This window comes from Nostoc sp. CmiVER01 (assembly GCF_034531135.2).
GTDB lineage: Bacteria > Cyanobacteriota > Cyanobacteriia > Cyanobacteriales > Nostocaceae > Nostoc.
On the sequence record NZ_JAVRBU020000030.1, the window covers coordinates 1 to 24,815 of the forward strand.

Here is a 24,815-nt window from a genome sequence, read left to right on the forward strand (position 1 = left end):
GAGATGATGTTGTTTCCGTAGATCAAAGAACCTGCTACTGGTTCACGGATGCCATCGATGTCTACTGGAGGTGCGGCGATGAAGGCGATTACGAAGCAAGCGGTGGCGGCTAGCAGGGTGGGGATCATTACTACGCCGAACCAACCGATGTAAATACGGTTGTTGGTGCTGGTGATCCACTCGCAAAACCGATCCCATACGTTGGCGCTTTCGCGACGTTGTAAGGTTGTTGTCATTGTTTTATGAATGCGATTATTTGTGAATGAATTAGGTAGCTTTGACTACCTGTTACATATCTTAAAGAATTTATTGCGTTTTGTAAAGTACTTTGAGAAAAAATTTTCTCTTAGGATTTACGCACCCAAAATGGAAAATCCCCAACTCACTGAAAAAAGTGAGGTTCTGCGTAATCAACAGTAGCGATAAGAGCAATATCTACGACGGCTACCCTAAGCAGTTTTCTCATCTAGGTGCTTTGTCCCCAAAACTCCCATACTTCCTCTTGGCATTAAACCCTGGCGATCAATAAAAGAAATCTATTACCGATTAGGTATTAACGATTCTTCACGAATAGTTGATGGTAGGGGCGGGCGCAAGCAAAGATAAACAAGCGGGCCTAATAGCGGGACTAAGGCTGCTGTCCAAAACACCTGGGGATTATTCCAGTGGCGACGAGTGATATCATCGCCAAGGATTGTGGGGAATAGAAGACAAAAAAGGCAAAATGCCAAACTCATGCCATTAAGAAAGCGATCGCCTTCAAACTGCTGCACAAAATCTCCCCAGTCACCTAATATAAAGGCATAGGCAAGTAAGCCAGCAGTGCTTAAACTCAAAACAATCCCAAAAAAACGAGAATCTAGCAGCCGTAAAAAAGCATCCTTTTGCCCAGAAAATTCTTGATTTGATTCACGCAAAGCCAAATATGGTAACAGACCAAGCACTCCTGATGCTACTGATGCCAAGGCAAAAGGCCAAAAAGAAATCCTTTGCATTCTGCCATCAATGAACAACAAACCACTGTAAATTAATAGCCAGATGCCCACTAGAGAAAACAAGGAAAGGATAATTGGATTTATCGCAAGCCACTGAAGAGTAAATATATTTTTCAACAGAGTTAGGGTTTCCTGTAAATGCAGGGGCGGGGCTAACAGTAAAATATAAGCAATAAATCCAACCCATAGTAACCACAATGCAACTTTTCTATTCATCATCTTTAGATGGTGTGCATTTAACATAATTACTAATTTATAATTGGTATTTTTTGCCTCTAAATCCTCCTTTTTGTAGAACGCTGCCTTGAGTTTGCTTAAAAATAGTGGTAAATCTATACATGATTTTTGTTTCAGTTGAGGATTTAGACCCTAACTGAAACTGTTTTGAAATTATGAATTAAAAATTGCTTTAATTTACAGATGGCTGCTGACTGGGTATCGCCTCTACACCCACTTCTGGTAGAGGTGGACGCACACACAAATAAATCAATGGCCCAAATAGCGGTATCAACGCTATTAACCAAAACATCTGTGGATTTTTCCAACCACGACGCGCCATATCATCCCCTAGCAAAGCTGGAAATAATAGGCAAAGTAGACAGAAATCTAAACTCATCACATTGATGAAGCGGTTAGTTTGCCACTGTTGCACAAAATTACTCCAATCTCCTCCTGTTAAACCATAAACAACAAGAAGAACCGTGGCTACCGTCAAGACAACCCCAGTCACACGAGAATCTAGCAGCTTCAGCAAGGCATTCTTTTTACCAACAAACTTATTATTTGGTTCTTTAAGGGCTAAATAGGGTAATAAGGCAAATGCCCCGACTCCGAAAGAGGCAGTAGCAAATGGCCAAGCAAATATTTTTTGTCCTCTACCATCAATAAATACTACTGCGCTGTAGATCATAGGCCAGATGCCCATGAGGTTGAATAGTGCTATGACTAATGGGTTAATGCCTTGCCATTGGCCAGTAGAAAGATTTTTAATTAACTCGAATGTACCAGGTTGCTCAGGCGGAGCGAGGAAAAAAGCATAGGTAGTGAATCCCAACCACAGCAGGCCAAAGGCAATTTTTCTAACCATGAAAGAGTTAAAAGGTATTAATTATTGATTTTGCCACTATAAATTCGGCTGATCTACCTGCTATGGTATTGTTCTTTTGTCTAAACCCGTAGCAGGTTGTCTCTATTAAGGATTGAAATAACTGAAAGCTTCTGAGAGGTAATCAGCAGCAGATGCTACTACTGCGATCGCACTTTCATAATCTAGACGCGTTGGGCCTAAAACTCCCACACTTCCGACTGGTATTGAACCTCGGCGATAGGTAGAAGAAATCAAGGTGCAGGTGCGTATCGGTTCTAGAAGATTTTCTGCACCGATGCGAACCGTTACCTTTGACTTAGCCACATCCTCAAGCTCTGGTTCCTCAAATATTAATCGCCATAGTTGATCTTGTTCTTCTTCCAGCAGATGGATAATTGTTTGTACCTGCTGTAACTGGGAAAATTCTGGCTGGCGCAAAACTTCTGACACACCCCGAACCATAATTTGGGTTGCAGTCGGCGCATGAGTGCGACGAGTCAATTCCGCAACTGAATTTTTCAAAAATTCCCCATAGCGTTGGAATTCCTGATCTAGTTCGCTCCAGTTGAGGTTGGCTAATTCCAACAGACTTCGGCCTCGCAGGTGGGTATTCAAAAAGTTAGAAACAATTTGTAACTCGCGATCAATTACCTCTGAATCTCGTTGTGTTTCTTCTGATATTGGTGGCAAATCCATCAACTTGGAATGTGTCTCATAATTATCAGTAACTACAATTAACATGATCCGCCCTGCTTCAATTTGCACTAATTGCAGATGTCGCAATAATGCTGTTGTAGTTTGCGGCATAGTAATCAAGCTAATGCAACCACTTAAGGTGGCTAAAATTTGTGCGGCTCCTTGCAGTAGGGTTTCTAAACTCCACTCTTCCCACTGGAGGCGCTTTTGTAATGCTACCTCTACTTCTCGTCCTAAACTTTCTGACGGTGTAATTAGCTGGTCAACATAAATGCGATAACCTGAATCTGAAGGTACACGTCCAGCAGAGGCGTGTGGTTGGTAGAGTAACCCGGATTTTTCTAAAACGCCCATCACATTGCGAATTGTGGCTGAACTTACACCCAGGTTGTACTCCTCGACCAAAGCTTTTGAACCAACAGGCTCTGCTGTAGCAATGTAATGACGTACCGTTGCCCAAAGTATATGCTGTTGTCGATTTGTTAACTGGACTTCCATAGGGTATGTTTTGCTAGAGGCAAATTTTAATCGAAAAATTTTTTGGTTTGATTGAAAAAAAAGAATATTAATAATTTATTAAGATAACAAATTATACAATTATATTGCGATTGTTAATCTTAAGGTTCATGTACACCATTCTTTTAATGGATCTTTGTAGCAAAAGCTGAGAGTTTGAATTTACAACATCCTTTTCTGGCTTATTTTTGCATAATTCTACACTTAGAAAAGTATTATTGTATACGTATTTTTGCGGCGATCGCAGCTAAGATTGGGGTCGAAAAGTTTCGTAAATATTTAGCCAGTGGAGAAAGTTATAAGCTTTCCTGGCAAGCCCCTAAGTTTATTTACTGCTATTTTTAGCATAGCAAAAGCTAGATGGAAGTTATTTATTCTTCCATCTAAGTAATGCACCTAGACATAAGCTAATACTGGGGAATTGAATGGTCTACTAAAACGGAATAAGCATCAATACCACCCGATATATTTTGCACATTTGTAAAACCTTGAGCAATTAACCACTGGCACATCTGAGCAGAGCGGATACCGTGGTGGCATAGTACAAGGGTTTCAGCTTGAGGATTGAAGAGGGTAGGGACTTGATCTCCCCATTCGGGAAATTGACTTAAGGGTAGGTTGACAAAGCCCTCAATGCTAGCAATTTCTAATTCTTGTGGTTCGCGTACATCTACTAGCTGAATACTTGTATCACCAGAAGAAAGACGTTGTGCCAGTTCTTGTACACTAATCTGGTTCATGGGTTGACTAAAAGAATTCCCTATAAATAGTCGTAATCCTATTTATGGTGACAGAAAATCTCTGCCTTTGCATGAGTATCCATTCTCAAGAAGGCTGATAGATTCTGGTAGGCTTTCTGCTTAAATGGCTGTAAACCGTCTTTTTAAAGGTTTAATGTGAATAGGCAACGCTCATTTATTGGTTTTATCGTAGCTGGTGCGATCGCACTGCTAGTAATTGCGATCGCTGGCTTTTACTGGTTTTCCGCCAAAAATCCGGCTAACCTCACTGCTTCTACCTCTGGGCCTAATGCAGCCATCTTTGTGTCGAAACTTTCCCCAGCAATGGTTTCATTACTGGTGAATCCTGACCGTTTGCAGGCATTAGAGGGTGAAGGAGAACTATCTAAACTTAAAACCAGTTTATTCGCCAAGAGTGGCATAGATTACAAAGAAGACGTTCAACCTTGGTTAGGGGATGAAATTACCCTAGCTGTCACCACTTTAGATATTGATCGCGATCGAGAAAACGGACAGCAGCCAGGGTATTTGCTGGCACTAGCAACCAAGCAACCACAGAAAAGCCGCGAGTTTGTCGAATTGTTGTTTTCCAAACGGGCGTTAGGTGGGGCAAACTTAGCTGTTGAACAATACAAAGGTGTAAAGCTGATTTCTGACAATTCTCAACCAGAGCAGGACTTGCTTGCAGGTGCTGTTGTTGGTGAAGGCTTTGTGTTGTTTGCCAACGATCCGAAAGTGTTGCGAGATGCCATTAATAATGTCCAAGCGCCCGATCTGAATTTGACTAGCTCCCCCGAATACCAAAAAGCAACAAAACAATTTTCTAAAGGGGGTTTAGCTGTAGCTTTCTTAAATCTTCCCATCGTGGCAAAATGGCAAGGTTTAGAATTTCCAGAACAAACATATAACAGCGAAATTATTTCCTTGGCGTTAAATCCCAAAGGTTTGCTTGCAGAAACCAGCTTTTTAACTTCATCAGAAATTGTTTCCCCATCTTCACCACTATCTAAACCTGTGGGAGCATTGCAGTATGTTCCAGCGTCCGCAGGTTTGGCAATTTCTGGCTCAAATTTAAATAATTTGGGTAACAGTGATTTAGCCAAACTTTGGAGACAAGCAACAGCTACTATATATGGTTCTGAGGAAGATGTAGTTTCTCGGTTCGCAAAACCTTTGGCGGATGTTCAAAAACGCTGGGGTATAAACTTACCAGAGGATATTTTTAGCTGGGTACAAGGAGAATATGCGATCGCATTGTTACCTGGGAAAGAGCAAACAATCCCTCATTGGATTTTTGCGGTGGAAAAATCCGAGAGTGTGGATAAAGGTGTTGCTCGATTAGATGCGATCGCTTCATCCAATGGACTCAGTATTAATCTCTTAACTCTGTCCAAGCAAAAAATCTCTGCTTGGACAGAGTTAACTACAGCTACAAAAAAAAGTGATGTTAAAGAGGGAACATCCTTCAGTATTGAAACAAAAGTGCGAGGATTGCATACAACTTTAGGAAATTACGAAATTTTCACCTCTGATCTAGAAACGATGGATGAAATTCTCACAGCCAAGGATAATTCCTTAATTCACAATCCCAATTTCAAAGATAGTATTGCTGCGATTCCATTACCAAATCAAGGCTATATATATCTTGACTGGACAAAGAGCCATAATTTGTTAGAGCGTCAAGTACCGATTCTTAAACTAGTAGAAGTTTTAGGGAAACCGTTTTTTGATAATCTGCGATCGCTCACAGTTAGCAGTTATGGAACTGACACAGGAGCGCTCAAAGGTGGCGTTTTCTTCCAACTCAATAACTCATGAGATTTTCATAAAAGTTCAAAGTGCAGAAGGTCAGATAATTTTTAACCTTCTGCATTTTCTTATCCCATGATATTTACGGAGATTTTATGTACTATTTATTATTTGTATTTTATAAACATCCCAATTTAAAAGGTAGTATTGGTGAGATTCCGTTACAAAATCAATACTGTATATATCTTAACTAGACAAAAAGCCAGAATTTGTTAGAACGTCAAGTACCGATTCTCAAACTAGTAGAAGTTTTAGGGAAACCGTTTTTTGATAATCTATGCTCGTTTATATGAAGAAACAGCCTAGCAATTAGCTGTCTGCTTGAAAAACACTCAATTGTGGCACATTTTAATGTGGCACAACCAACTGAAATTTCCCTGTAATTTTTTCATTAGAATATGTATATATCATTACTAATTTAAGAGCCTGTTGGAGGGCTACTATGAAATACTGTCGCCCCCGACTTAACTTTAGCGGCGGCTGGTTGTTGGCTATAATTTCCGCCATCACAGCTACGCCTGTAATAGCACAGACAGCGAATTTTGGTACTTTTACCCTGTCAACAAACTCTAATCCAGTACCAGAAACAGTGCAGGGGTTTACAGGTGGTTCTTACTCATTGTCTGCCATAAGTAACCGCGATCGCGATCAAAAACCATGTATTGGTTTTGCTGATCCTAATCCAGATCATATTATGGTTTTGGAAAAAGACTTTCCCCAGATGACAATACAAGTCGATAGCAACGGCAATGACACCACTTTATTGATTAAAGGGCCAGACCAGACTACAATTCGGTGCGGCGATGACACTGGTAAAAGTAAAGATGCTAGCGTTAGCGATCGCAACTGGAAAAGAGGCACGTATCGGATTTGGGTGGGTACATTTAATCCTGGAGCCAAGCGCGATTACACCCTGAAAGTAGAGCAGTAGTGAAGTGAGGAGTGGGGATGAGGGAGCAGGGGAGGCAGGGGGAGAAATAAGCAATGCCCAATGCCCAATTCCCAATTCCCAATTTTGAGGTGTAACGTCTGAGAGGATAATATGGGAGAGTAGCTTGTTGTGCTTTCCGAGGGTGCTATCTCGTGCTATCTATACTGCGTGCTGACTTTCGTATCATATTTGAACGTGACCCAGCTGCTCGTAACTGGTTGGAAGTTTTATTTTGTTACCCTGGTTTGCAAGCCCTGCTATTCCATAGGCTGGCTCACTGGTTGTACACTGTTGGTCTTCCCTTTTTTCCTCGCTTGATTTCTCACCTGGCTCGGTTTTTGACTGGAATTGAAATCCACCCTGGTGCAACAATTGGAAAAAGTGTGTTTATTGACCACGGGATGGGTGTAGTAATTGGTGAAACTGCGATCGTGGGAGACTATGCCCTAATTTATCAAGGTGTCACCCTTGGGGGTACTGGTAAAGAATGTGGTAAGCGCCATCCAACTGTAGGTGAAAATGTCGTAGTTGGGGCTGGAGCTAAGGTACTGGGCAATATCCAAATTGGTAATAATGTCCGTATTGGCGCTGGGTCTGTTGTTCTAAGGGATGTCCCTTCAGACTGTACTGTGGTAGGTGTGCCTGGGCGCATTATGTATCGTTCTGGAGTTCGGGTTGCACCTCTTGAACACAATAACTTACCAGATTCAGAAGCCCAAGTAATTCGTGCTTTAGTTGACAGAATTGAGGCGTTGGAAGAACAAATACAAACTCTTCAGCGCAGCAATTCTTCAGAAAATACTCCTGTTTTAGTGGGTTGTTTAGCCACCAAAGAGGATGAGCTAACCCACGATACTCGCTGGTGTAACCTCAAAGATAAGACTATCCAGCAATTTCTAGATGGTGCTGGCATTTAGGGAATGGGGAATGGGGAATAAGAAATGGGGCATTGCTTATTTCTTCCCCTGCTTCCCCTGCCTCTCCTACTCCCTACTCCCTACTCCCCTTTCAAAAAATTAAGGATTAATTTCTTCACAAAACCATTCCTGATTTTCATCGCGGCGATAAAACTTTCTATTTTGCGGTTCGCCGCGTAATTCTAAGTGGTCTACCTGGAGTGGGTCGAGTAGCAGTAGGCAAAAATTAGGCAATGGCTGCACGAGGTCGGGTGCTGGTGGTGCAAAAGCTTCTGGGTTTTCAACTCTGGATTTACCAGGATGCGGCCAAGCAAACTGTAAACGTGCAGCATCACTCAATTCTTGCCAAATGGAAATGCGGGCTAGCTTTAAATCCTGATGAGAATCATCACCGCTTACCAGGGTCAAACAGCCAGTGATGCGGAATTGTTCGCGTGTATTGGGGAAGTACCAGCAAACTTCTGCCCAAGGTTGTTGCTGTATTTGGTCGGCTTTAGCGCTACGAGTATCGGTAATAAATTTTAGCTGGTTTGTATCTTCTAGAAAGCCACGAAAGACTAGGGTACGATTAGCAGGACGACCGTTCGGCTGCACGGTTGCTAGTTGCAGGTAACGGGCATAAATAAGGCTGCGGTTGCGATGGAGTGCATGAGCGATCGCGCTTCGCCAAGGAGCAAGAGTCATTATAAAATTTCGTACTTAAGTATTAGGTATACTACTGTTAACAAAACAAAAACACAAACTTTCTATTTATATTTATATATAATAAATGGTTACAATTCCAATAATAGATTTAACTGCCTTTAGCAATGGCAACATAACAACTCGGCAAAATATCATCAAACAAATCTATCAAGCTTGCCATGAAATTGGCTTCATGTACTTGCATAATTCAGGAATATCAAAAGACTTAATAAAGCAAGTATTCAGTTACAGTAAATATTTTTTTAATTTATCCTTAGAAGTTAAGCAAAAGCAAGCTTGGAGTAATGAGTTTAATAATACAGGATATGTTGGTCTTGAGAGAGAACGTCTTGACCCCAACAAACCAGGCGACTTGAAAGAGGCATTTAATGTAAACAAACAAGCGGCTATGGAGATAGATGCTTCTATTCTTGGCTTTTATGATAGTTGCACAGAACTTGCTAACACAGTGTTACAAGCTTATGCTTTGGCGTTGGAATTGCCAGAAGATTTTTTTATCACAAGACACAATCAACAAAATCATACCTTGCGATCGCTCCACTATCCCCCATTGCAGACACCACCCAAACCCGGACAGGTGCGTGCTGGTGAGCATTCCGATTATGGCAGTATTACTTTACTTTTCCAAGATGACGTTGGCGGGTTGGAAGTACAAACAGCATCTAAAGAATGGATTGCTGCACCTGCGATTTCTGATACTGTGGTAGTTAATACTGGCGATTTAATGCAACGGTGGACAAATGATATATTTTGCTCAACCAAGCATCGAGTGATGATTCCCAGCGATAACAAGGTAAACCAGTCGCGTTATTCTATAGCTTTTTTCTGTCATCCTAATGATGAGACAGAAATAGTTTGTCTAGAAAGTTGCCAGAAAGAACAATCGCCTATTTATCCGCCTATCCTTGCGGGAGAATATCTTTTACAACGTTTACAAGCAACTTATGGTAATTCGTAATGACGCTCTCTACAAGACGCTAAAAGCGTAGCTTGCAACTCTTACAGAGTACGCGGACTCGCTAACGTAACGTGAGTTCGATGAACCTCTCCCCAACCCATCTCCGACACGGCTACGGTGTACACACAAGTCGAATCAATACTGCGTAGGTTTTGCTCAAAAGCTGTCAAACTCACGTTAACGTAATCGCCTACGCACGTTACCATATCGCTTATCTTAGGACAAGTTAAAATGAGCCGCTAGGAACAGATAAGTTTGGTTTAACGCGTTTAACAAAGTCTAGCGGCATCACTCCTAACCATTTCTCTCGAATTATACCGTCCTCTAACAATACAGCAGTTGGAAAAGCATTGGTTAAGCGTGCCACGACAGTAGGATTCATTGCCACTACCGGAAAGTTAATATTATTAGATTGAACAAATTCTTGAACTTGTTCTGATGTTTGGGGAACTCCTGCCACTACATCAGGTAAATCAGTTCTTTGGTGAACCACTTTTAGCACTTTCAACCAGTTTTTGCACGTTGGACAACCAGGCATTAAAAACACAACCAGTTTTTCTCCGGTTGTTAAGCTTTTGGGATATTCCTTTAGCCATTGAGGTTGCCAACGACGATTAACCTGAAGCGGCTCTAAATTTAGGATAGGTTTTTTCTGCTTCCAGAAATATATATATGAAACAGCAGTTAATAGACAACTTGTTGTTAAAGAAATTAATAATGCCGTTACTTGTTGTGAAACAGTTAAAATATTGGCAACTGGATAAAACCAAGCCAACCCCATCAAAGTAATGTAGAGAGCATTGAGGAGTAAACTTTGTTTAGGACTGATGTCAATTAGACCGTTATAGCAACCACAATCATCTGTGCGTTTGGTCGAAGTACTCCAATAAGTTAAGCTTGATAGGAGTAATAATAAAACAATTGTACCGAGAAATAGCCATTGGGGAAACAGACGCAAAATCAAGGCTATTCCAAGGATGCACTCTAGAATTGTAAAAGCGATCGCTGCACCTATATTCACTTTTGGCGGAAATAACTGCAAATGACTGATGTGAATAATAAATCTTGTAGGTGCGAGTGCTTTGACAACACCAGTCACCAGAAATACACTGCCAACCACTAAAGAACTTATAACAGAAAGTGAATACATAATGCTGGCGATCGCTATTTAATCGTAATAGTCAATAGAGCGTAAATCGTTACGAATTTACACGCGCAAATCATTACGCATTTACACAAGTATTCCCAAAAGCTGGGTTAAGTAAGCCAATTACTCGGCTCCCTTAACTAAAGCTTCTAACGATTTCAACAACGCTTTACCCACTTCTGTTTGTGGATTCAATTTTTCTAATTGTGATTCCAAATCCACTATTTTTGCTCCGCCAACTATAGCTAATAAATCAGCATCATCTAGTTCTTCAAACAATTCCAAATCCTGTTGAATGAGTGTAGGCGTTTGTTTTGTTACTTGTTTCTTTGTGGAGAATATTTTTAACATGATGGTTTGACTCTTTTTGTTGTTTTCAAACTGTGTGATTGAGTGTGCTATGGCTGTCTTACATGAATTATCAAAAAATTGAATACATCATGCTAGCGATCGCTATTTCAGCGTAATAGCCAATAGAGTGCAAATGGTTACTTTATTTACAAGTATTGCCGAAAGCTGGGTTAAGTAGAGCAATTACATTGACACTATCAACACAAACGTTAACGGGTACATGAACAGGTACTTGAACAAGGTTTCCCGAAAGAACTCCAGGACTACCAATAGCAGCACCATCTGCACTTGAATCTCCGCCAACTATAGCTAATAAATCAGCATCATCTAGTTCTGTAAACAATTCACTATCTTCTTGAGTGTGTGTAGGTGCTTGTTTTGTTGCTTGTTTCTTTGTTGAAAATATTTTTAACATCTGGTTTCACTCTTTTTGTTATTTTCAAACTGTGTGATTGAATGTGCTATGGCTCTCTTACATGAATTATCAAAAAATTGAATACATCATGCTAGCGATCGCTATTTATTTGAAATGGCTACTTTGCCTGTGTATTTGCTGGTTACTTTTTATATCTATGTAGTTTACAACATAAAAACATGATTATCAGTAGCTTATGTAAAACATCCTACTTTTCCCACTTTTCTTACTTTGTCTTATTTATAAACTTTAAATAACTAGTACCGCAAAGCGGAAGTCAAAAGTCAAAAGTATTATGGAATCAGCTTTTTAGGAATTTTAAATGGTTGCTCTATTTCCGCCGTGGCGTACTAGTATAATCTCGCACAAAAATTTGTTATAGCCGTAGTCACATCTGTTTCGCGCACTCTGGATCAAATTCTGCCTTCCCTGGATCAAATTCCGCTTTCACGTTTGAGTGTTTCGCGCACTCTGGATCAAATTCCGCTTTTACGTTTGAGTGTTTCGCGCACTCTGGATCAAATTCCGCTTTCCCTGGATCAAATTCCGCCTTCACGTTTGAGTATTTCGCGCACTCTGGATCAAATTCCGCTCTGACGTTATCAGAAGTAGCTGGAAATTACTTAAATTTTAGGTTTTTAAATAAAAACCAATAATTTTACGTATGACAACTTTTGAAACAATTGTCCATTATAGAGTTATGGTAAATTTAAAAAATAAGTAACAATTATGGCAAGACCAAAACGTAATTCACGTATTCTTGGCAAAGCTGAAACACGTCTAGCAAGCGTTAAATCTATCAATTCAAGTCTAGATGTCGGAGAAGGATTGTCAGTCAAAGATTATACTGGAAAAATCGAAACCCTGCGACAATCTCTAGAAGCATACAATACTACCCTCTCTACTATTGATGTCTTGCTAACCCAGATCCTTGAAAATGAGCAAGATTTAGCAGATTATTCTGAGCAAATTTTGCGTGGTATTGCTTATAAATTTGGTAAGAATAGCTATGAGTATCAGATGGCTGGAGGTATTCGTAAAAGCGATCGCAAGCCTAATGTGCGTAAAAGCGTGGTTTCTGCTCTCGGTGAACCTGCACCTACTGTTTCGTAAATCGAATAGAAAAGAGACGTTGCAGTGCAACGTCTCTACATTTAGGTTATTAGATAAGAATCTGGCGGATTAAAATGCTCATTACCCAATCTGGGTTCTCGGTAGGTACTAGTGGACTCCAGTCCCCAACGCTGGCATAACCAATTACTTGTAAATAGTGGATGGTGCTGGTAACGGTTTTGGCAGAACCAATCAATGTATGTTTAATCGGTTCTCGCCGGGGTAATGTTTGTCTGGTTGGTTGGTGGCTGGTGGATGTATCTAAATTTTCCCCAGACAAAAACTGTTTTAACTTGGACTGGGCAGATTCTGGTAATTGTGACATGATGATATTCATACTCCGATATTGGGGTTTATATAAAGGCGATCGCTGTCTTCTTTGCGGGATTTGGCGATCGTCTTTATCGATTTTGGGGTTTAAATAGGGGCGATCGCTGTCTTCTTTGCGGGATTTAGCGTTGGCGTAGCCCGTCGTAGACATCGCCTCGATCATACTTTGATAATAATGTATAGTTTTATACTTATCAAGCAGTAGTTGGAAAATTTTTATTAATAATTCTCAAGTTTTAACGGAAATAAATTATGCATAATTTTAGTAATATTAGTTACTAAAATATCTATATAACTGAGTACAAATTATTGTTTCAGCGATTGACAAATAAAAAAACATACAATTTTTCTTGTGGGGTGGACATCTTGTCCGCCCCAAGCCTTGGGGGGGCGAGACGCCCACTCTACAAGATTGGATAATTTATTTCTTGGTAATCTCTCTTTGAGACGCTTTGCGAACGTAGCGCTAGCGAGTCCGCGAACGTCATTATCAATTACTAATTACCTTAACCAATGAAAAAAAGGATGCAAGCCCCTGAATTTATTTATGGAAAAGAAAAAATGCAAAGCAACATTAATTCAAGCCCCAGGATTTATCCGTGGGGTCTTCAATTTTGAATTTTGAATTTTGAATTTTGAATTCCCCGCAAGGGTTGACCTATTTATAATTTGCAAAATATGAAAACCTACGACTGGATTGTTGTTGGTGGTGGAATTACTGGCGCTGCACTCTCCTACGAACTAGCGAAGAAAAGTTTTGCTGTACTTTTGCTAGAACAAGATGTTACACCACAAAATGCAACTCGTTATAGTTATGGTGGACTTGCTTATTGGTCAGGTACTACACCACTCACTCGGCAATTGTGCGAAGAAGCGATCGCGCGTTACCATATCCTATCTCAAGAGTTAGACGCTGATATCCAGTTTCGGGAACTAGATTTATTACTTACTATTTCTGCCCATAGCGACTCAGAAGCAACGGCTGCATCATATAATCATTTTGCCATTCCACCCCGTTTATTGAGTGTTCAAGAAGCTTGTGAGTTGGAACCACTGCTAAATAGAGAGGCGATATCTGGTGCTTTAACTGTCAAACACGGTCATATCCACCCAGAAAAAACAGCACAAGCATATATGCAAGCTTTTGAGCGGGCTGGGGGTGAAATGCAGATTACCCAAGTATTGCAAATATTGCAAGATGGTGTAAAAACAACTACTGGAACTTTCCACAGTATTAACGTTGTCATCTGTGCAGGTGGACTCAGCCGCCAACTACTAAAATCTGCTGGTATTCCCGTCAAGCTGTATTTTACCCACGCAGAAATTATTAAAACCCCACCTGTTGATGTGCAGTTACGCACCTTAGTTATGCCAGCTAATCTGCAACGATTTCAACTAGAAGCCCAATCTACTCAAGTTGATGAATTGTGGAATCAACCAGGTAATGAGCCAGTACCACCAATTTTAGATGCGGGTGCGATTCAGTTTCAAGATGGTAGCCTTCGCATTGGTCAAATTAGCCGTGTTCTCACAGATCCTCAAGCTCAGGTAAACTCAGATGTAAGCGAAAAATGGTTGCGAAAAGGTGCTGGTCAAATTTTACCAGCATTAGAGCATTTACCAGGAACTTGGCATCATTGTTTGGTGGCATTTAGTAGCAATCAACTTCCCTTAATTGGTGCTATCCCAGAATTGGAAGGCGTTCATGTTTTCTCTGGATTTAGTAATCCGCTAGTACTTATACCACCTTTGGCAAAGCGCTTTGCTAATTTTGCAACTGGCCAGGAAGATGAAATTATTACAAAAATATTAATCTAAGAGCTGATTCGTAAATAAAATCTTAATGATACCCAATTTATTGCTGGGTATGACTTTCAGGCGAGGGAACGTGGAACTTTGATTGCTCCACGCCCGGAGATCGGCTAATAGTTAGTGAAGTGATGCTTCTGATTTTCTTAAGATCGTCACCAGCGTCACGTCCCGAGAAGCTCGGGTACAAAAATGTCCTCGCAAGTGAGCCGCCGCTTTGACAAGCCCTGCTCAAAATGATATCGCAGGAAAGTGTCAACAGCCTTGCGGTTCGCCTCCAGACCGTAGGGCCACCAGTCGTCACCCAGCAGGGTGCGATCCTCGTCTACAAGTTTGCTGAACCAAGGCATCATGGTTGCCATGTTGTTGAAAATCATGCCCTTTTTATACTGCTCCCGGACAGCATCTTTGGCATCGCAGAAGCCTTTGTAAACTGCCTTCACAATTTCGGGCCGCTCCAAAGCCAGTTCCTTGCGAACGACGACCACGTGCATGATTGGAAAAATACCCGTGCGCTGGTAATAGGCACGCTCGATCGCCTCATAGTCTTCAAACAGATGGGCGACCTTCGGCGACTTTTCCAGCACGCACTTGGGTACATCCGCAGCAATCAGCGCATCAATTTCTCCCTGTTTGAGCATTTCTCCTAAATCCGTTTCTTCGGGAGCCTGTTCAACTTCAACGTTCGCAGGATGCGGGTGCGGAATGAAGTCAATCGGCTTCAAGGGCCAGTCAAGCGTGCCAACGATCCAACGGCACTGGTCGGGCGTTACGCCATAGTCGTCCGACAATATCCCCTTGGGCCACACACCCGCGTCGTGACCGTAGACCGCAAACTCACCGATGGTTTTGCCCACAAGATCGTTCGGTGTTTTGATGCCGCTCGCCTTGTTGATGTAAATCGCCGAGTGCCGGAAACAGCGATTCGGGAATACAGGAATGGCGATGAAAGGCGGTTCTTCAAAATCCATCGTGCGTAAAAAATACGTCATTCCAAGTTCCGACACGTCAAAGGCATGCTTTCGGATCATGCCTTCAAAAACTTCGGTGACGATGGGGTTGCTGTGAAAGGTGGCATCGACTCCATCAATTTTGACAGTGCCATCCGCCAAAATGCGAGTCCGGTCGTATTCCCCGAAGGCAATTTCAAGTTTCGTATTATTCATGCTATTGTTTTGTCTCGAACAATTCTGTTTAAGTGTGGTGCGTTTGCCCTGGGCCGCAGCCGCCTGTCACGCTTCATTCAGAAATTGGCACAGTCCCTGTGTTGTGGAAAGCGGTAATCTGCCAGGTGTTCTCCTTGCGGGTTGTTACGGCTGTCCAGACACCTGTATTTTCTATTCGATGTACTTCATCAGGATTCTTCTGTCCAGTAGTTTCCCAAGTGGTATGTGCGACTGCCATATCCGGGGTGAAGAATTTAATTTGGGTGTCAGTAATAGTCATCTGGTTATCGCTTAAGAACGACGCCAGCGCCTGCGCGTGTGCTTGTTTCGTCTCGATCCGCCCTTTATACCAACGACCCATGACATCCACGAAATCGATATCCTCGGCAAACAACGTCACCAAGTGCTCCGCATCTTTAGCGTTCCACGCCTCGGCAAATGTTGTCATCACTGCTTTGATTGCCGCTTCATCCTTTGCACTGGTTTCTGTTGTAAACATAATGATTGTTCTCACTAATGATTTGTAACGAACACGCTGCTGGCCCAAAAAGAGAGTGTAGCCAAAGAGTTCTTAGCTATTTGCGATCGTCACGGCTTGATGGAGGTATTCGTTACTGTCAAGCTGGGCAAGCATGAAGGCAGCCAAGTCGGCACGGGTAATTTTATGGGCCTTCTCGCCCGTTTCGGCATCGAAGACTCGAACGTTCCCCTTGGCGGGGTCGTCGTTGAGGAGGGCTGGGCGAAGAATCACCCACTCCAGACCGCTCGACTCGACAGCAGACTCCATTGCCGCTTTGTCCTTATCTGCGCCACGCAAAAAGGTCGAAATCAGTAAACGCTCATACAGAGTGGCATTCGCCTCACTATCCCCTTCGCCAATCATTGAAGTTACCACCAGACGGCGCACACCGTTTCGCTGCATGGAAGCAATGATTGTCTTGGCGGCACTCGATTCAAGCGTAGTTGCCTTGTAAGGCGTTTTGCCGCCAATCGTGTCAATAACAGCGTCTTGACCGAGGACTGCTGCATCCATTGCGTCATTGTCGGTGGCGTCACCTTCAATGACGCGAACATCCGAGACTTCGTATTCGTCAGCTTTGTGAACGAAGGCCGTGACCTGATGACCAGCGGCCACAGCCTGTTCGACTACAGCTCTACCGGTCTTGCCGGCGGCTCCTATGACTAAGACTTTCATGTTTTAACTATCCTATGTAACGCTGTACTTGACATCTTTTAGTATGATTAATCAACTTGTATAGATAAAGGTGGTTTTTATGAATTGATTGTTTGTAATATTGGACAATAGCAGAGTGCAGATACTCTCATCGCAGTGAGTGCAGGTTATGGACGATTTGAATGCTGTTTTAGTATTTCTCAAAGTCGCACAACTGGGAGGATTTGTCGCAGCAGCACGATCGCTGGACTTGCCTAAATCTACCGTCAGTGTGAAGGTCAATGAGCTAGAGCAACGGCTAAAAGTCCGATTATTTCATCGCACCACGCGACGGGTTTCTCTAACTGAAGAAGGACGGCTGTATTACGAAAACTGTTTACCCATTCTTGATGCGTTACATGACGGTAATGATGCGATCGCGAGCCTCCAGGAGCATCCGCAAGGTATTATGCGAGTGACAGCCACCGTCTTGTTTGTGCAGTCTTTTCTCGCACCAAATTTGCCAGAGTTTCTGCTGACCTACCCCAATATTCAAGTGATTCTCCATGCAACGACTGAATACAAAGATATTGTGAAAGAAGGATACGATCTAGCGATTCGGATTGGGGAATTGCACGATTCATCCCTGATCGTGCGGCGGATTAGCACAGATCGCATGAAACTCTTTGCCAGCGCGACCTATCTCAAAACCGCTGGCGAACCAAAAGCGATCGCTGATTTGACCGGTCATGCGTTGCTTTGTATGGCTCATCGTCAGAACAATGTGACCTGGACATTGCACAATGAACAGCAGGAAACAATAACGCTCTCCTTTCGTCCACGACTACTCAGCAATGACGTTGCCCCCATTTATCAAGCGATCGTTGCTGGAGTAGGAATTGGGCTGCTGCCGGAATTTCTGTTTCAGCAGAAGTTACAGGGTGGGGATATAGTAAACGTCTTGCCTCAATGGTCACTGGCTCCAGTCCCAATTAATGCACTTTATCCTAGCCGAAAATATATTCCCACAAAAGTCAAGGTCTTTCTAGAGTTCCTTGAGCAAAAGATGCGCTAAAGGACTTCCAGAAAATAAACTATACAGAATTCAAATGATCATCATTTTTAGGAATTAGTTGAGAATAATTATAATTTGGCTATTGAAAAAAAATTTTTAGAGACGAATGGCACGTTTGTAAAGCTATCCCTCTTCTAAGAATAGAGATATATGGTGCAATGATTTTAATTCAATCTTAAACTTGGTTAATTGACAATAGTCCAGCTTGTCTGTCTAAATAAATAACTAGAGTTCGCCTAATTTTCAGTAAAGGAACAGCAGCAATGTCTTCCATTGAGGACAACAAAATCATTGCTCAACGATGGATGGAACTTATTAGCGAGCATAAAATCGAAGAAATTTGCGAGATAACCGCCCCGAATTGGAAAATCCACGGTAGTTTACCAGGACTTCCCCTTGGCCCTGAAGGGGTACGCAAACTCTTTGGTTCATTTGGCCCTATCCAGCAGAAATGGACAATTGAAGACGTAATCGCTGAAGGTGACAAAGTTGTTGTGCGTGCGACTAATACCTGCATCCAAGAGAGTTTTTTTGGCATACCTAGTCGCGGCCGTCAGCAGATATTCACTGTTACATTCATTCATTATATTGCCGACGGCAAAATCGTCGAAACCTGGCGAAACGCTGACGACCTTGGACGAATTCTTCAGCTTGGCGCACGGATTGAACCAGGAATATCTGAGTAATAGCAGTAGTTGATTAAAACTATTGTTGTGTTAACTAGCTATTTGTTCAGCACAGATCAGAATTTTGAAAAAAGATAAATAAAATAAATTCCTAGTTTGTAGTGAGCGATTTATCGCTCAGAGCAAGGATTATTGGGACTAAAGTCCTTACTACAAACTTGAAATTTATTTAGGGAACTCCAAAAAATAAATTATCCAATTTGTCTACTCAACTAGACTTCTTTCTTCCTTGTCTTCCTTGTCCCTCTGCTATGGAATATTTTTTTACTTGGAAGTCCCTTATGCCTAGATACTTAGCAGTTTTTAACTGTCTAGAATCAAAGACGTTTGTGAAAGAGAAAGCTTTTGTTCTTCCATAACGTGTTGCATAGATATGAGAATCTTTATAAAGTTAACAAAGCTTAATCTGAAAAAGTTTATTTTTTATTACAAAAACAAAGATTTTTGTATAAGACGTCACTTTTTACTAGTAAACTATCGCACTATTATCACACTTTAAAGTTTGATATTGTCAGCTTTCTATTAAGTTAGCTGATTCATCTACAGGAAAATTCATACAAAGATGAGAAGACAATTTAACCGACGCAAGTTTTTAATCTACGGTTCTTTAACTTTTGGAAGCAGCTTTTTTCTGAAGGCTTGCGCGAATAATTCCCCAACTGCTACAGAGAGTCCAGCCGCACCTCCTACTGCATCTCCAGCTGCTGCTACTGCTGGTGGCACAATCAAAATAGGTATTTTGCACTCCCTTAGTGGCACAATGGCTATTAGTGAAAAAAGCGTTGTCGATGCGGAAAAATTAGCAATCAAAGAAATTAACGCTGCTGGTGGTGTCTTAGGTAAACAAATCGAAGCAGTCACCGAAGATGGTGCTTCTAACTGGGATACTTTTAGAGAAAAGGCAACTAAGCTAATCGATCAAGATAAAGTCGCTGTAGTTTTTGGTTGTTGGACATCTGCTAGCCGCAAGAATGTTAAGCCAGTATTCGAGAGCAAAAATCACATGCTCTGGTATCCTGTGCAATATGAAGGTCAAGAGTGTTCTAAAAATATTTTTTACACTGGTGCTGCTCCAAATCAACAAATTGAACCATCAGTTGATTGGCTGTTAAAAAATAAAGGAAAAGAATTCTTCTTAGTTGGCTCTGACTACGTTTTTCCCCGTACTGCTAATACAATTATTAAAGCTCAATTAGAAGCTTTGGGCGGAAAAACAGTTGGTGAAGATTATTTACCTCTTGGCAATACAGAAGTTACACCAATTATCACTAAAATTAAGCAAGCTTTGCCTAATGGAGGTGTAATTTACAATACTCTGAATGGTGATAGCAATGTTGCTTTCTTCAAACAATTGAAAGGTGCGGGATTGACACCAGAAAAATATCCTTCCATGTCTGTCAGTATTGCTGAAGAAGAAGTTAAAGCAATTGGTGTAGAGTATCTCAAAGGTCACTATGCAGCTTGGAACTATTTTCAAACAGTAGACACACCTGCTAACAAAAAGTTTGTTGCAGCTTTTAAGAAAGAATACGGTGAAAATCGGGTGGTAAATGACCCAATGGAAGCAGCATACATCGCTATTTATTTGTGGAAGCAAGCAGTAGAAAAAGCTGGTACTACAGACATAGCGAAAGTGAGTGCTGCGGCCTATGGTCAAACTATAGATGCACCTGAAGGTAAAGTGACAATGGACGCCAATCATCACATATCCAAAGTTGTGCGGATTGGTCAAGTAAGACAAGATGGTTTGTTTGATATTGTTTATGCTACTCCGACAGCAGTTGAGCCAGTTCCTTGGAATCAATTTGTAAAAGAGACTAAGGGATTTGCTTGTGATTGGAGTGACCCGGCTAAGGGTGGTAAGTACAAGAAAGTTTAATTTCTTAGTCATTGGTCATTGGTCATTAGTCATTAGTCATTAGTGAATAACAGATGATACATGACTAATGAAAATATGTAGGAGAAATAAGTGTTAGCAGGATTTTTAGAAGCTGTATTTAATGGTATTAGTATTGGCGCTGTATTATTAATTGCTGCATTGGGACTAGCCATTATATTTGGATTGATGGGCGTTATCAATATGGCACATGGTGAATTGATGATGTTCGGCGCTTATACAACATTTGTTGTGCAAAATGCATGTAAACAGTTAGGCGGAGTATGGTTTGAAGTCTATATATTTTTGGCTTTGATTATCGCTTTTATTTTCACGGGTACTGTGGGATTAATTTTAGAGAAAGGCGTGATTCGTTATCTCTATGGAAGACCATTAGAAACTCTATTGGCAACTTGGGGAGTGAGTTTAATTTTTCAGCAGTTTGTTCGCAGTGTAAATTGGGTATTGATAATTGCTATAGGCTTATTTTCTTTGTTATTTTTTGGAGGTTTATGGATTTTAAATTCTCGCACTGATTTGGGAAGAGTTCGTAACTGGATTGTGGCGGTAATATTTTTATTATCGCTGGGGGTGACAATAGCAACAGGCAATTTATTGAGTCAAACTTATCAGTTAGCAGTGACTCAACCTTGGTTTGGCGCTCAAAATGTGGATGTGACTGCGCCTACTTGGTTGCAGGGAGGGATGTCTTTAGGTGGTGTGCAGTTACCCTTTGCTAGGTTATTTATTATCGGTTTAACAATAATCTGTGTGGCGGGAATTTATCTATTCTTGCAACGTTCTACCTGGGGTTTAAAAATTCGGGCTGTGACGCAAAACCGCAGTATGAGTGCTTGTTTGGGTATCCCAACTCAAAAGGTTGATGCAATTACTTTTGCACTAGGTTCTGGTTTAGCTGGTGTGGCTGGATGTGCAATTAGTTTGCTTGGTTCTGTAGGGCCAAATACGGGACAAAACTATATTATTGATACTTTTATGGTGGTTGTAGTTGGGGGTGTGGGAAATTTAGCCGGGACGATTGTGGCGGCGTTGGGTATTGGTACGGCTAATTTTTTAATTGGTTCTGGGACTCTGGCTTTGTTGTTGAGTCCTGTTAAGCCTTTGGCTGATTTGTTTAGCTTTTTTGCGACGACGAGTATGGCTAAGGTGATGGTGTTTGCACTGATTATTGTGTTTTTACAGTGGAAGCCTGGGGGGATTTTTCCGCAGAAGGGACGTACTGTTGATGTTTAAAACGAACCGCCAAGACGCCAAGGACGCCAAGATGAGAAAGAAGAGAGGAGGATTATTAATTGAGGTGGGGGTAGTGGTTACGATCGCACTTTTCCTCATTATTATTGTGCCATTGTTGCTGACGGAGTTTCGTCTAAATTTGTTGGGACGATTTTTGTCGCTGGCGATTGTGGCTTTGGGTATCGATTTGATTTGGGGGTATACTGGTTTATTGAGTTTGGGACATGGTATTTTTTTTGGTTTGGGTGGATATGCGATCGCAATGTACCTAAAGCTGCAAGTCCCTACTGGTGAATTGCCTGATTTCATGAGTCTTTATGGGGTTACGGAACTTCCCGCTTTTTGGAAACCTTTTTATTCTTTTCCTTTGACAGTAGCTTTTGTGGTAATAATTCCAGGGTTGTTGGCGGGATTGTTGGGATATTTGGTTTTCCGAAATCGCCTCAAGGGAGTTTATTTTTCTATCTTGACTCAAGCCGGAACTATTGTATTTTTCAACTTCTTTAACGGTCAACAACAATTTTTCAACGGTACAAATGGACTGATAGATTTTACAACTTTGTTTGGGGCAACGGTCAGTGATGCGAAAACGCAGTTTGTTTTCTACATGCTGACGGTGCTGTTTCTTGCAGCCACCTACGGAGTTTGTCGCTGGTTGACAATTGGACGCTTTGGCAGATTGTTGATAGCTATCCGTGATGATGAAAGTCGGGTAAGATTTTCTGGCTATGACCCTACAGATTTTAAGGTATTGGTGTTTGCAGTTTCAGGTGCGATCGCAGGCATAGCAGGAGCATTTTACACCATTCAGAGTGGTTCTATATCACCTAGAGCAATGGATATTGCCTTTTCGATTGAAATGGTGATTTGGGTAGCTGTAGGCGGACGCGCTACTTTAGTTGGCGCGATTGTTGGAACTTTGTTAGTAAATTATGCCCGGACTTTTTTAAGTGAACAATTTGCAGAAATCTGGCTATTTTTTCAAGGCGCACTATTTTTGATAGTTGTTACAGTGCTTCCTGACGGTATAGTGGGATGGTTGCGTAGTCAGAATATTTCTCTTTTCCACCGCCGTCAACAAATTGCTACATATCCCACCTTGGAAGAAGACCCCGAAGTGCAACATGAACGCGAAAATATTGGAAACTGAAAACGTAACTGTTAGTTTTGACGGTTTTAAGGCGCTAAATCAGCTTAACTTTAGTATGGATGTGGGCGAATTACGAGTAGTAATTGGCCCCAATGGTGCAGGAAAGACAACATTTCTGGATGTGATTACGGGGAAAGTGCAACCAACCATTGGGCGAGTTATGTTCAAAGGTAAAAATCTACGTTCTTTACCTGAATATAAAATTGCCCGATTGGGAATTGGGCGCAAGTTTCAAACACCCCGAATTTACTTAAATTTAACGCCCCGCGAAAATCTAGAAATTACCAGTAACAAAAATAAAAATGTCTTTTCTACTTTGTTTGGACATTCTAATACTGCTGAAAAGAATAGTATTAAAGGATTATTAGAAACCATCGGTTTAACTCCTAAAGCTGACATCAGAGCAGGTTTACTTTCCCACGGCGAAAAGCAGCGTTTAGAAATTGGGATGTTAGTAGCACAGTCTCCAGACTTATTACTTGTTGATGAACCCGTTGCTGGTTTAACAGATGAAGAAACTTACAATATTGGCGAATTACTTTTAGCACTAGCACAAAGTCATTCCATTTTAGTAATTGAACACGATATGGAATTTGTGCGTCAAATTGCCAAGAAAGTAACAGTCTTACATGAAGGTTCGGTGCTGTGCGAAGGAAATTTTGAGGAAGTTCAAAATGATTCTCGTGTAATTGAGGTTTATTTGGGAAAACAGGAAGAATGAAACAATTCGCAATACGCATTTTTATACCCGCTCAACAACTTCATCTTTTTCCCAAATAACAGATTCTTCCATTGTCCCAAGCTCCACGAAAGCTTTGGCAGCTTTAAGGGTTGTATTCAGGTCAACGCAGGACGAAGCTGGATAAACACCTTCTTGCCCCCCAACTATCACGAATTCATCTATATCTGATTTAGATGGGTCAACAAGATAGTGAAAACTCTCATTATCAAATGTCAAATAGACTACATATTTTCCTAAGCCACCACCTACAGCCATGTGAGTTTCGCTATCTGTTTCTAAGGTTACAAGTGTTTTGTGATGCCCGTCTAACTCTCTAATAGCTGATTCTATTTCTTTCCAACTATGCGCTTGCTCTACACAACCCTTGTTCTGATTTCCAATCCAATCTTCAACTGAAAATTTTGTTATGAACATAATTAACCTCACTTCAATGTAATTGTCTGACGACCGCTAGGGCTAATAACTTCTATTTCTTCTAAACCAAGCTGTCTAGCCATTCCTTTCACACCTCCGTTCTGACCACATGCTCTGCAAAGATCCCGATCGACTATTAAACGCGCTCGGTCTCCTCTTAATCCTGCATCAAAGGCTTGTTGGAAAGCATCAGCTTCAGCGTGTGTGCGACTAATTGGATTTACTTTAAGTGTAATCTTTCTGCGATTGGGATTGCTGCCAGCACTGATACCAAAAAATACGCTACTACCTATCTCTAACTTTGCGATTGTAGCGCGATCGTCCTCACTACCTGCTGGAGTCAGACCAAGTTGTTGCCTATACTCTGCTAATTCTTCAAAAATAAGCTTATATTTAAGCTGTTGCATCTCCAATGCTGGAGCTAAAGTGTTTATATCTGGATCTTTTACTACCTCTTCTGAGCCAACAGGACAGCTATAAACTACATAAGTCCATATTCCTGGATTACCGGCTTCAGCACTTTCACCCTCATAAAAAGTAACCGTTCCATCTTCTTCGCACTCATAATAACCTGAGTAAACATCTTCCCAATCGCAATCTGAGTTTTCTAGCACCCATCGAATTTTAGCTAATACACCAGCAATATGATGAGGTTCAGTTTCTCTCTGGACTAAACGTTCTCCTTCCCACTCATAGTTATGTAACTTAAGAGGCATTGCAACAAAGCTTTTAAACTGAATTAGGTTCCATAAACTGGAACCTAAATAATAGCCTAATGCC

28 protein-coding genes and 1 pseudogene are annotated in these 24,815 nt (G+C 41.4%); 12 read left to right on the forward strand and 17 right to left on the reverse strand.

From position 1 onward, the window contains the following. The 5 genes and pseudogenes from RMZ43_RS33425 to RMZ43_RS33445 all read right to left on the reverse strand — a co-directional run. Nucleotides 1-236: pseudogene (locus RMZ43_RS33425) on the reverse strand (photosystem II q(b) protein); the annotation flags it as partial. Between the two features lie 303 nt (nt 237-539). Continuing rightward, nucleotides 540-1,211 (reverse strand): hypothetical protein, encoded by a 672-nt coding sequence (locus tag RMZ43_RS33430; RefSeq protein WP_322652250.1) that lies wholly within the window; start codon nt 1,209-1,211, stop codon nt 540-542. Nucleotides 1,212-1,404: 193 nt separating this feature from the next. Beyond that, nucleotides 1,405-2,082 carry a DUF2834 domain-containing protein gene (locus RMZ43_RS33435; protein WP_322652247.1) on the reverse strand — a complete coding sequence of 226 codons (678 nt, stop codon included), beginning with the start codon at nt 2,080-2,082 and terminating at the stop codon, nt 1,405-1,407. Between the two features lie 105 nt (nt 2,083-2,187). Then, nucleotides 2,188-3,276: a heat-inducible transcriptional repressor HrcA gene (hrcA, locus tag RMZ43_RS33440; protein ID WP_322650205.1), complete on the reverse strand. Its 1,089-nt coding sequence runs from the start codon at nt 3,274-3,276 to the stop codon at nt 2,188-2,190. Nucleotides 3,277-3,701: 425 nt separating this feature from the next. Then, nucleotides 3,702-4,034: a rhodanese-like domain-containing protein gene (locus RMZ43_RS33445; RefSeq protein ID WP_322652246.1), complete on the reverse strand. Its 333-nt coding sequence runs from the start codon at nt 4,032-4,034 to the stop codon at nt 3,702-3,704. Nucleotides 4,035-4,190: 156 nt separating this feature from the next. On the opposite strand from RMZ43_RS33445, the gene RMZ43_RS33450 reads away from it, so the two are divergent. From RMZ43_RS33450 to cysE, 3 genes are all read left to right on the forward strand, one after another. After that, entirely contained in the window at nt 4,191-5,852 is a 1,662-nt protein-coding gene (locus RMZ43_RS33450) for a DUF3352 domain-containing protein (RefSeq protein WP_322652245.1), read from the forward strand. A 433-nt stretch (nt 5,853-6,285) separates the two neighbouring features. Then, entirely contained in the window at nt 6,286-6,774 is a 489-nt protein-coding gene (locus RMZ43_RS33455; RefSeq protein ID WP_322652244.1) for a hypothetical protein, read from the forward strand. A 152-nt stretch (nt 6,775-6,926) separates the two neighbouring features. Continuing rightward, nucleotides 6,927-7,691 (forward strand): serine O-acetyltransferase, encoded by a 765-nt coding sequence (gene cysE, locus RMZ43_RS33460; RefSeq protein ID WP_322650209.1) that lies wholly within the window; start codon nt 6,927-6,929, stop codon nt 7,689-7,691. A gap of 99 nt (nt 7,692-7,790) precedes the next feature. Here the strand turns inward: cysE and RMZ43_RS33465 are convergent, their stop codons facing one another. Further along, the gene (locus RMZ43_RS33465) at nt 7,791-8,375 is read right to left on the reverse strand and encodes an Npun_F5749 family FMN-dependent PPOX-type flavoprotein (RefSeq protein ID WP_322652243.1); all 585 of its coding nucleotides are present in this window, start codon (nt 8,373-8,375) and stop codon (nt 7,791-7,793) included. 85 nt (nt 8,376-8,460) lie between these two features. Here RMZ43_RS33465 and RMZ43_RS33470 point away from each other — a divergent pair, with 85 nt between their 5' ends. Then, nucleotides 8,461-9,354, forward strand: coding sequence for an isopenicillin N synthase family dioxygenase (locus RMZ43_RS33470; protein WP_322652242.1), 894 nt, complete (start codon nt 8,461-8,463; stop codon nt 9,352-9,354). Between the two features lie 41 nt (nt 9,355-9,395). On the opposite strand, the gene RMZ43_RS33475 is transcribed toward RMZ43_RS33470, so the two are convergent. The 5 genes from RMZ43_RS33475 to RMZ43_RS33495 form a co-directional block, all read right to left on the reverse strand. After that, entirely contained in the window at nt 9,396-9,560 is a 165-nt protein-coding gene (locus RMZ43_RS33475) for a hypothetical protein (protein ID WP_322650212.1), read from the reverse strand. 20 nt (nt 9,561-9,580) lie between these two features. Next, nucleotides 9,581-10,504, reverse strand: coding sequence for a peroxiredoxin family protein (locus RMZ43_RS33480; RefSeq protein ID WP_322652241.1), 924 nt, complete (start codon nt 10,502-10,504; stop codon nt 9,581-9,583). Nucleotides 10,505-10,577: 73 nt separating this feature from the next. Continuing rightward, nucleotides 10,578-10,625: a hypothetical protein gene (locus RMZ43_RS33485; RefSeq protein WP_416212402.1), complete on the reverse strand. Its 48-nt coding sequence runs from the start codon at nt 10,623-10,625 to the stop codon at nt 10,578-10,580. Continuing rightward, the gene (locus tag RMZ43_RS33490; protein ID WP_322652240.1) at nt 10,625-10,852 is read right to left on the reverse strand and encodes a hypothetical protein; all 228 of its coding nucleotides are present in this window, start codon (nt 10,850-10,852) and stop codon (nt 10,625-10,627) included. Before RMZ43_RS33490 ends, RMZ43_RS33485 begins: the two co-directional genes overlap by 1 nt. A 142-nt stretch (nt 10,853-10,994) precedes the next feature. Continuing rightward, complete coding sequence (locus tag RMZ43_RS33495; RefSeq protein ID WP_322652239.1) at nt 10,995-11,267, reverse strand: chaplin; 273 nt, start codon at nt 11,265-11,267, stop codon at nt 10,995-10,997. A 729-nt stretch (nt 11,268-11,996) separates the two neighbouring features. Here RMZ43_RS33495 and RMZ43_RS33500 point away from each other — a divergent pair. Continuing rightward, nucleotides 11,997-12,380, forward strand: a complete 384-nt coding sequence (locus RMZ43_RS33500; RefSeq protein WP_322652238.1) for a hypothetical protein — start codon at nt 11,997-11,999, stop codon at nt 12,378-12,380. Between the two features lie 49 nt (nt 12,381-12,429). On the opposite strand, the gene RMZ43_RS33505 is transcribed toward RMZ43_RS33500, so the two are convergent. Then, nucleotides 12,430-12,705, reverse strand: a complete 276-nt coding sequence (locus RMZ43_RS33505) for a hypothetical protein (RefSeq protein WP_322652249.1) — start codon at nt 12,703-12,705, stop codon at nt 12,430-12,432. Between the two features lie 683 nt (nt 12,706-13,388). On the opposite strand from RMZ43_RS33505, the gene RMZ43_RS33510 reads away from it, so the two are divergent. Then, nucleotides 13,389-14,528 carry an NAD(P)/FAD-dependent oxidoreductase gene (locus tag RMZ43_RS33510; RefSeq protein ID WP_322652237.1) on the forward strand — a complete coding sequence of 380 codons (1,140 nt, stop codon included), beginning with the start codon at nt 13,389-13,391 and terminating at the stop codon, nt 14,526-14,528. A 155-nt stretch (nt 14,529-14,683) separates the two neighbouring features. On the opposite strand, the gene RMZ43_RS33515 is transcribed toward RMZ43_RS33510, so the two are convergent. The 3 genes from RMZ43_RS33515 to RMZ43_RS33525 all read right to left on the reverse strand — a co-directional run bounded on the left by RMZ43_RS33515 (nt 14,684) and on the right by RMZ43_RS33525 (nt 16,880). Further along, a complete protein-coding gene (locus RMZ43_RS33515; protein ID WP_322652236.1) occupies nt 14,684-15,685 on the reverse strand; it encodes a hypothetical protein in 1,002 nt (333 codons plus the stop codon). A 73-nt stretch (nt 15,686-15,758) separates the two neighbouring features. After that, nucleotides 15,759-16,184, reverse strand: coding sequence for a YybH family protein (locus RMZ43_RS33520; RefSeq protein WP_322652235.1), 426 nt, complete (start codon nt 16,182-16,184; stop codon nt 15,759-15,761). A gap of 72 nt (nt 16,185-16,256) precedes the next feature. Further along, nucleotides 16,257-16,880 carry an NAD(P)-dependent oxidoreductase gene (locus tag RMZ43_RS33525; protein ID WP_322652234.1) on the reverse strand — a complete coding sequence of 208 codons (624 nt, stop codon included), beginning with the start codon at nt 16,878-16,880 and terminating at the stop codon, nt 16,257-16,259. A gap of 148 nt (nt 16,881-17,028) precedes the next feature. On the opposite strand from RMZ43_RS33525, the gene RMZ43_RS33530 reads away from it, so the two are divergent. The 6 genes from RMZ43_RS33530 to urtD all read left to right on the forward strand — a co-directional run bounded on the left by RMZ43_RS33530 (nt 17,029) and on the right by urtD (nt 23,600). Next, nucleotides 17,029-17,913, forward strand: a complete 885-nt coding sequence (locus RMZ43_RS33530) for a LysR family transcriptional regulator (RefSeq protein ID WP_322652233.1) — start codon at nt 17,029-17,031, stop codon at nt 17,911-17,913. A 263-nt stretch (nt 17,914-18,176) separates the two neighbouring features. Next, nucleotides 18,177-18,599 (forward strand): ester cyclase, encoded by a 423-nt coding sequence (locus tag RMZ43_RS33535; RefSeq protein ID WP_322652232.1) that lies wholly within the window; start codon nt 18,177-18,179, stop codon nt 18,597-18,599. 562 nt (nt 18,600-19,161) lie between these two features. Further along, nucleotides 19,162-20,478: an urea ABC transporter substrate-binding protein gene (gene urtA / locus RMZ43_RS33540; protein ID WP_322652231.1), complete on the forward strand. Its 1,317-nt coding sequence runs from the start codon at nt 19,162-19,164 to the stop codon at nt 20,476-20,478. Between the two features lie 90 nt (nt 20,479-20,568). Then, nucleotides 20,569-21,729, forward strand: a complete 1,161-nt coding sequence (locus RMZ43_RS33545; RefSeq protein ID WP_322650228.1) for an ABC transporter permease subunit — start codon at nt 20,569-20,571, stop codon at nt 21,727-21,729. A gap of 31 nt (nt 21,730-21,760) precedes the next feature. After that, nucleotides 21,761-22,879: an urea ABC transporter permease subunit UrtC gene (gene urtC / locus RMZ43_RS33550; RefSeq protein ID WP_322652248.1), complete on the forward strand. Its 1,119-nt coding sequence runs from the start codon at nt 21,761-21,763 to the stop codon at nt 22,877-22,879. Continuing rightward, nucleotides 22,854-23,600: an urea ABC transporter ATP-binding protein UrtD gene (gene urtD / locus RMZ43_RS33555; RefSeq protein WP_322652230.1), complete on the forward strand. Its 747-nt coding sequence runs from the start codon at nt 22,854-22,856 to the stop codon at nt 23,598-23,600. The genes urtC and urtD overlap by 26 nt, the downstream gene beginning before the upstream one ends. Nucleotides 23,601-23,621: 21 nt before the next feature. Here the strand turns inward: urtD and RMZ43_RS33560 are convergent, their stop codons facing one another. Further along, nucleotides 23,622-24,035, reverse strand: a complete 414-nt coding sequence (locus tag RMZ43_RS33560) for an Imm1 family immunity protein (RefSeq protein WP_322650232.1) — start codon at nt 24,033-24,035, stop codon at nt 23,622-23,624. Between the two features lie 8 nt (nt 24,036-24,043). Then, nucleotides 24,044-24,751: a deaminase gene (locus RMZ43_RS33565; protein ID WP_322652229.1), complete on the reverse strand. Its 708-nt coding sequence runs from the start codon at nt 24,749-24,751 to the stop codon at nt 24,044-24,046. Nucleotides 24,752-24,815: the final 64 nt, after the last annotated feature.

Excerpts from the sequence above, each read along its gene's own strand:
- RMZ43_RS33430 (WP_322652250.1), bottom strand. The coding sequence starts at position 1,211 with ATGAATAGAAAAGTTGCATTGTGGTTACTATGGGTTGGATTTATTGCT.
- RMZ43_RS33435 (WP_322652247.1), bottom strand. The coding sequence starts at position 2,082 with ATGGTTAGAAAAATTGCCTTTGGCCTGCTGTGGTTGGGATTCACTACC.
- hrcA (WP_322650205.1), bottom strand. The coding sequence starts at position 3,276 with ATGGAAGTCCAGTTAACAAATCGACAACAGCATATACTTTGGGCAACG.
- RMZ43_RS33445 (WP_322652246.1), bottom strand. The coding sequence starts at position 4,034 with ATGAACCAGATTAGTGTACAAGAACTGGCACAACGTCTTTCTTCTGGT.
- RMZ43_RS33455 (WP_322652244.1), top strand. The coding sequence starts at position 6,286 with ATGAAATACTGTCGCCCCCGACTTAACTTTAGCGGCGGCTGGTTGTTG.
- RMZ43_RS33465 (WP_322652243.1), bottom strand. The coding sequence starts at position 8,375 with ATGACTCTTGCTCCTTGGCGAAGCGCGATCGCTCATGCACTCCATCGC.
- RMZ43_RS33470 (WP_322652242.1), top strand. The coding sequence starts at position 8,461 with ATGGTTACAATTCCAATAATAGATTTAACTGCCTTTAGCAATGGCAAC.
- RMZ43_RS33475 (WP_322650212.1), bottom strand. The coding sequence starts at position 9,560 with ATGGTAACGTGCGTAGGCGATTACGTTAACGTGAGTTTGACAGCTTTT.
- RMZ43_RS33480 (WP_322652241.1), bottom strand. The coding sequence starts at position 10,504 with ATGTATTCACTTTCTGTTATAAGTTCTTTAGTGGTTGGCAGTGTATTT.
- RMZ43_RS33490 (WP_322652240.1), bottom strand. The coding sequence starts at position 10,852 with ATGTTAAAAATATTCTCCACAAAGAAACAAGTAACAAAACAAACGCCT.
- RMZ43_RS33495 (WP_322652239.1), bottom strand. The coding sequence starts at position 11,267 with ATGTTAAAAATATTTTCAACAAAGAAACAAGCAACAAAACAAGCACCT.
- RMZ43_RS33500 (WP_322652238.1), top strand. The coding sequence starts at position 11,997 with ATGGCAAGACCAAAACGTAATTCACGTATTCTTGGCAAAGCTGAAACA.
- RMZ43_RS33505 (WP_322652249.1), bottom strand. The coding sequence starts at position 12,705 with ATGTCACAATTACCAGAATCTGCCCAGTCCAAGTTAAAACAGTTTTTG.
- RMZ43_RS33510 (WP_322652237.1), top strand. The coding sequence starts at position 13,389 with ATGAAAACCTACGACTGGATTGTTGTTGGTGGTGGAATTACTGGCGCT.
- RMZ43_RS33515 (WP_322652236.1), bottom strand. The coding sequence starts at position 15,685 with ATGAATAATACGAAACTTGAAATTGCCTTCGGGGAATACGACCGGACT.
- RMZ43_RS33520 (WP_322652235.1), bottom strand. The coding sequence starts at position 16,184 with ATGTTTACAACAGAAACCAGTGCAAAGGATGAAGCGGCAATCAAAGCA.
- RMZ43_RS33525 (WP_322652234.1), bottom strand. The coding sequence starts at position 16,880 with ATGAAAGTCTTAGTCATAGGAGCCGCCGGCAAGACCGGTAGAGCTGTA.
- RMZ43_RS33530 (WP_322652233.1), top strand. The coding sequence starts at position 17,029 with ATGGACGATTTGAATGCTGTTTTAGTATTTCTCAAAGTCGCACAACTG.
- RMZ43_RS33535 (WP_322652232.1), top strand. The coding sequence starts at position 18,177 with ATGTCTTCCATTGAGGACAACAAAATCATTGCTCAACGATGGATGGAA.
- urtA (WP_322652231.1), top strand. The coding sequence starts at position 19,162 with ATGAGAAGACAATTTAACCGACGCAAGTTTTTAATCTACGGTTCTTTA.
- urtC (WP_322652248.1), top strand. The coding sequence starts at position 21,761 with ATGAGAAAGAAGAGAGGAGGATTATTAATTGAGGTGGGGGTAGTGGTT.
- urtD (WP_322652230.1), top strand. The coding sequence starts at position 22,854 with ATGAACGCGAAAATATTGGAAACTGAAAACGTAACTGTTAGTTTTGAC.
- RMZ43_RS33560 (WP_322650232.1), bottom strand. The coding sequence starts at position 24,035 with ATGTTCATAACAAAATTTTCAGTTGAAGATTGGATTGGAAATCAGAAC.
- RMZ43_RS33565 (WP_322652229.1), bottom strand. The coding sequence starts at position 24,751 with ATGCCTCTTAAGTTACATAACTATGAGTGGGAAGGAGAACGTTTAGTC.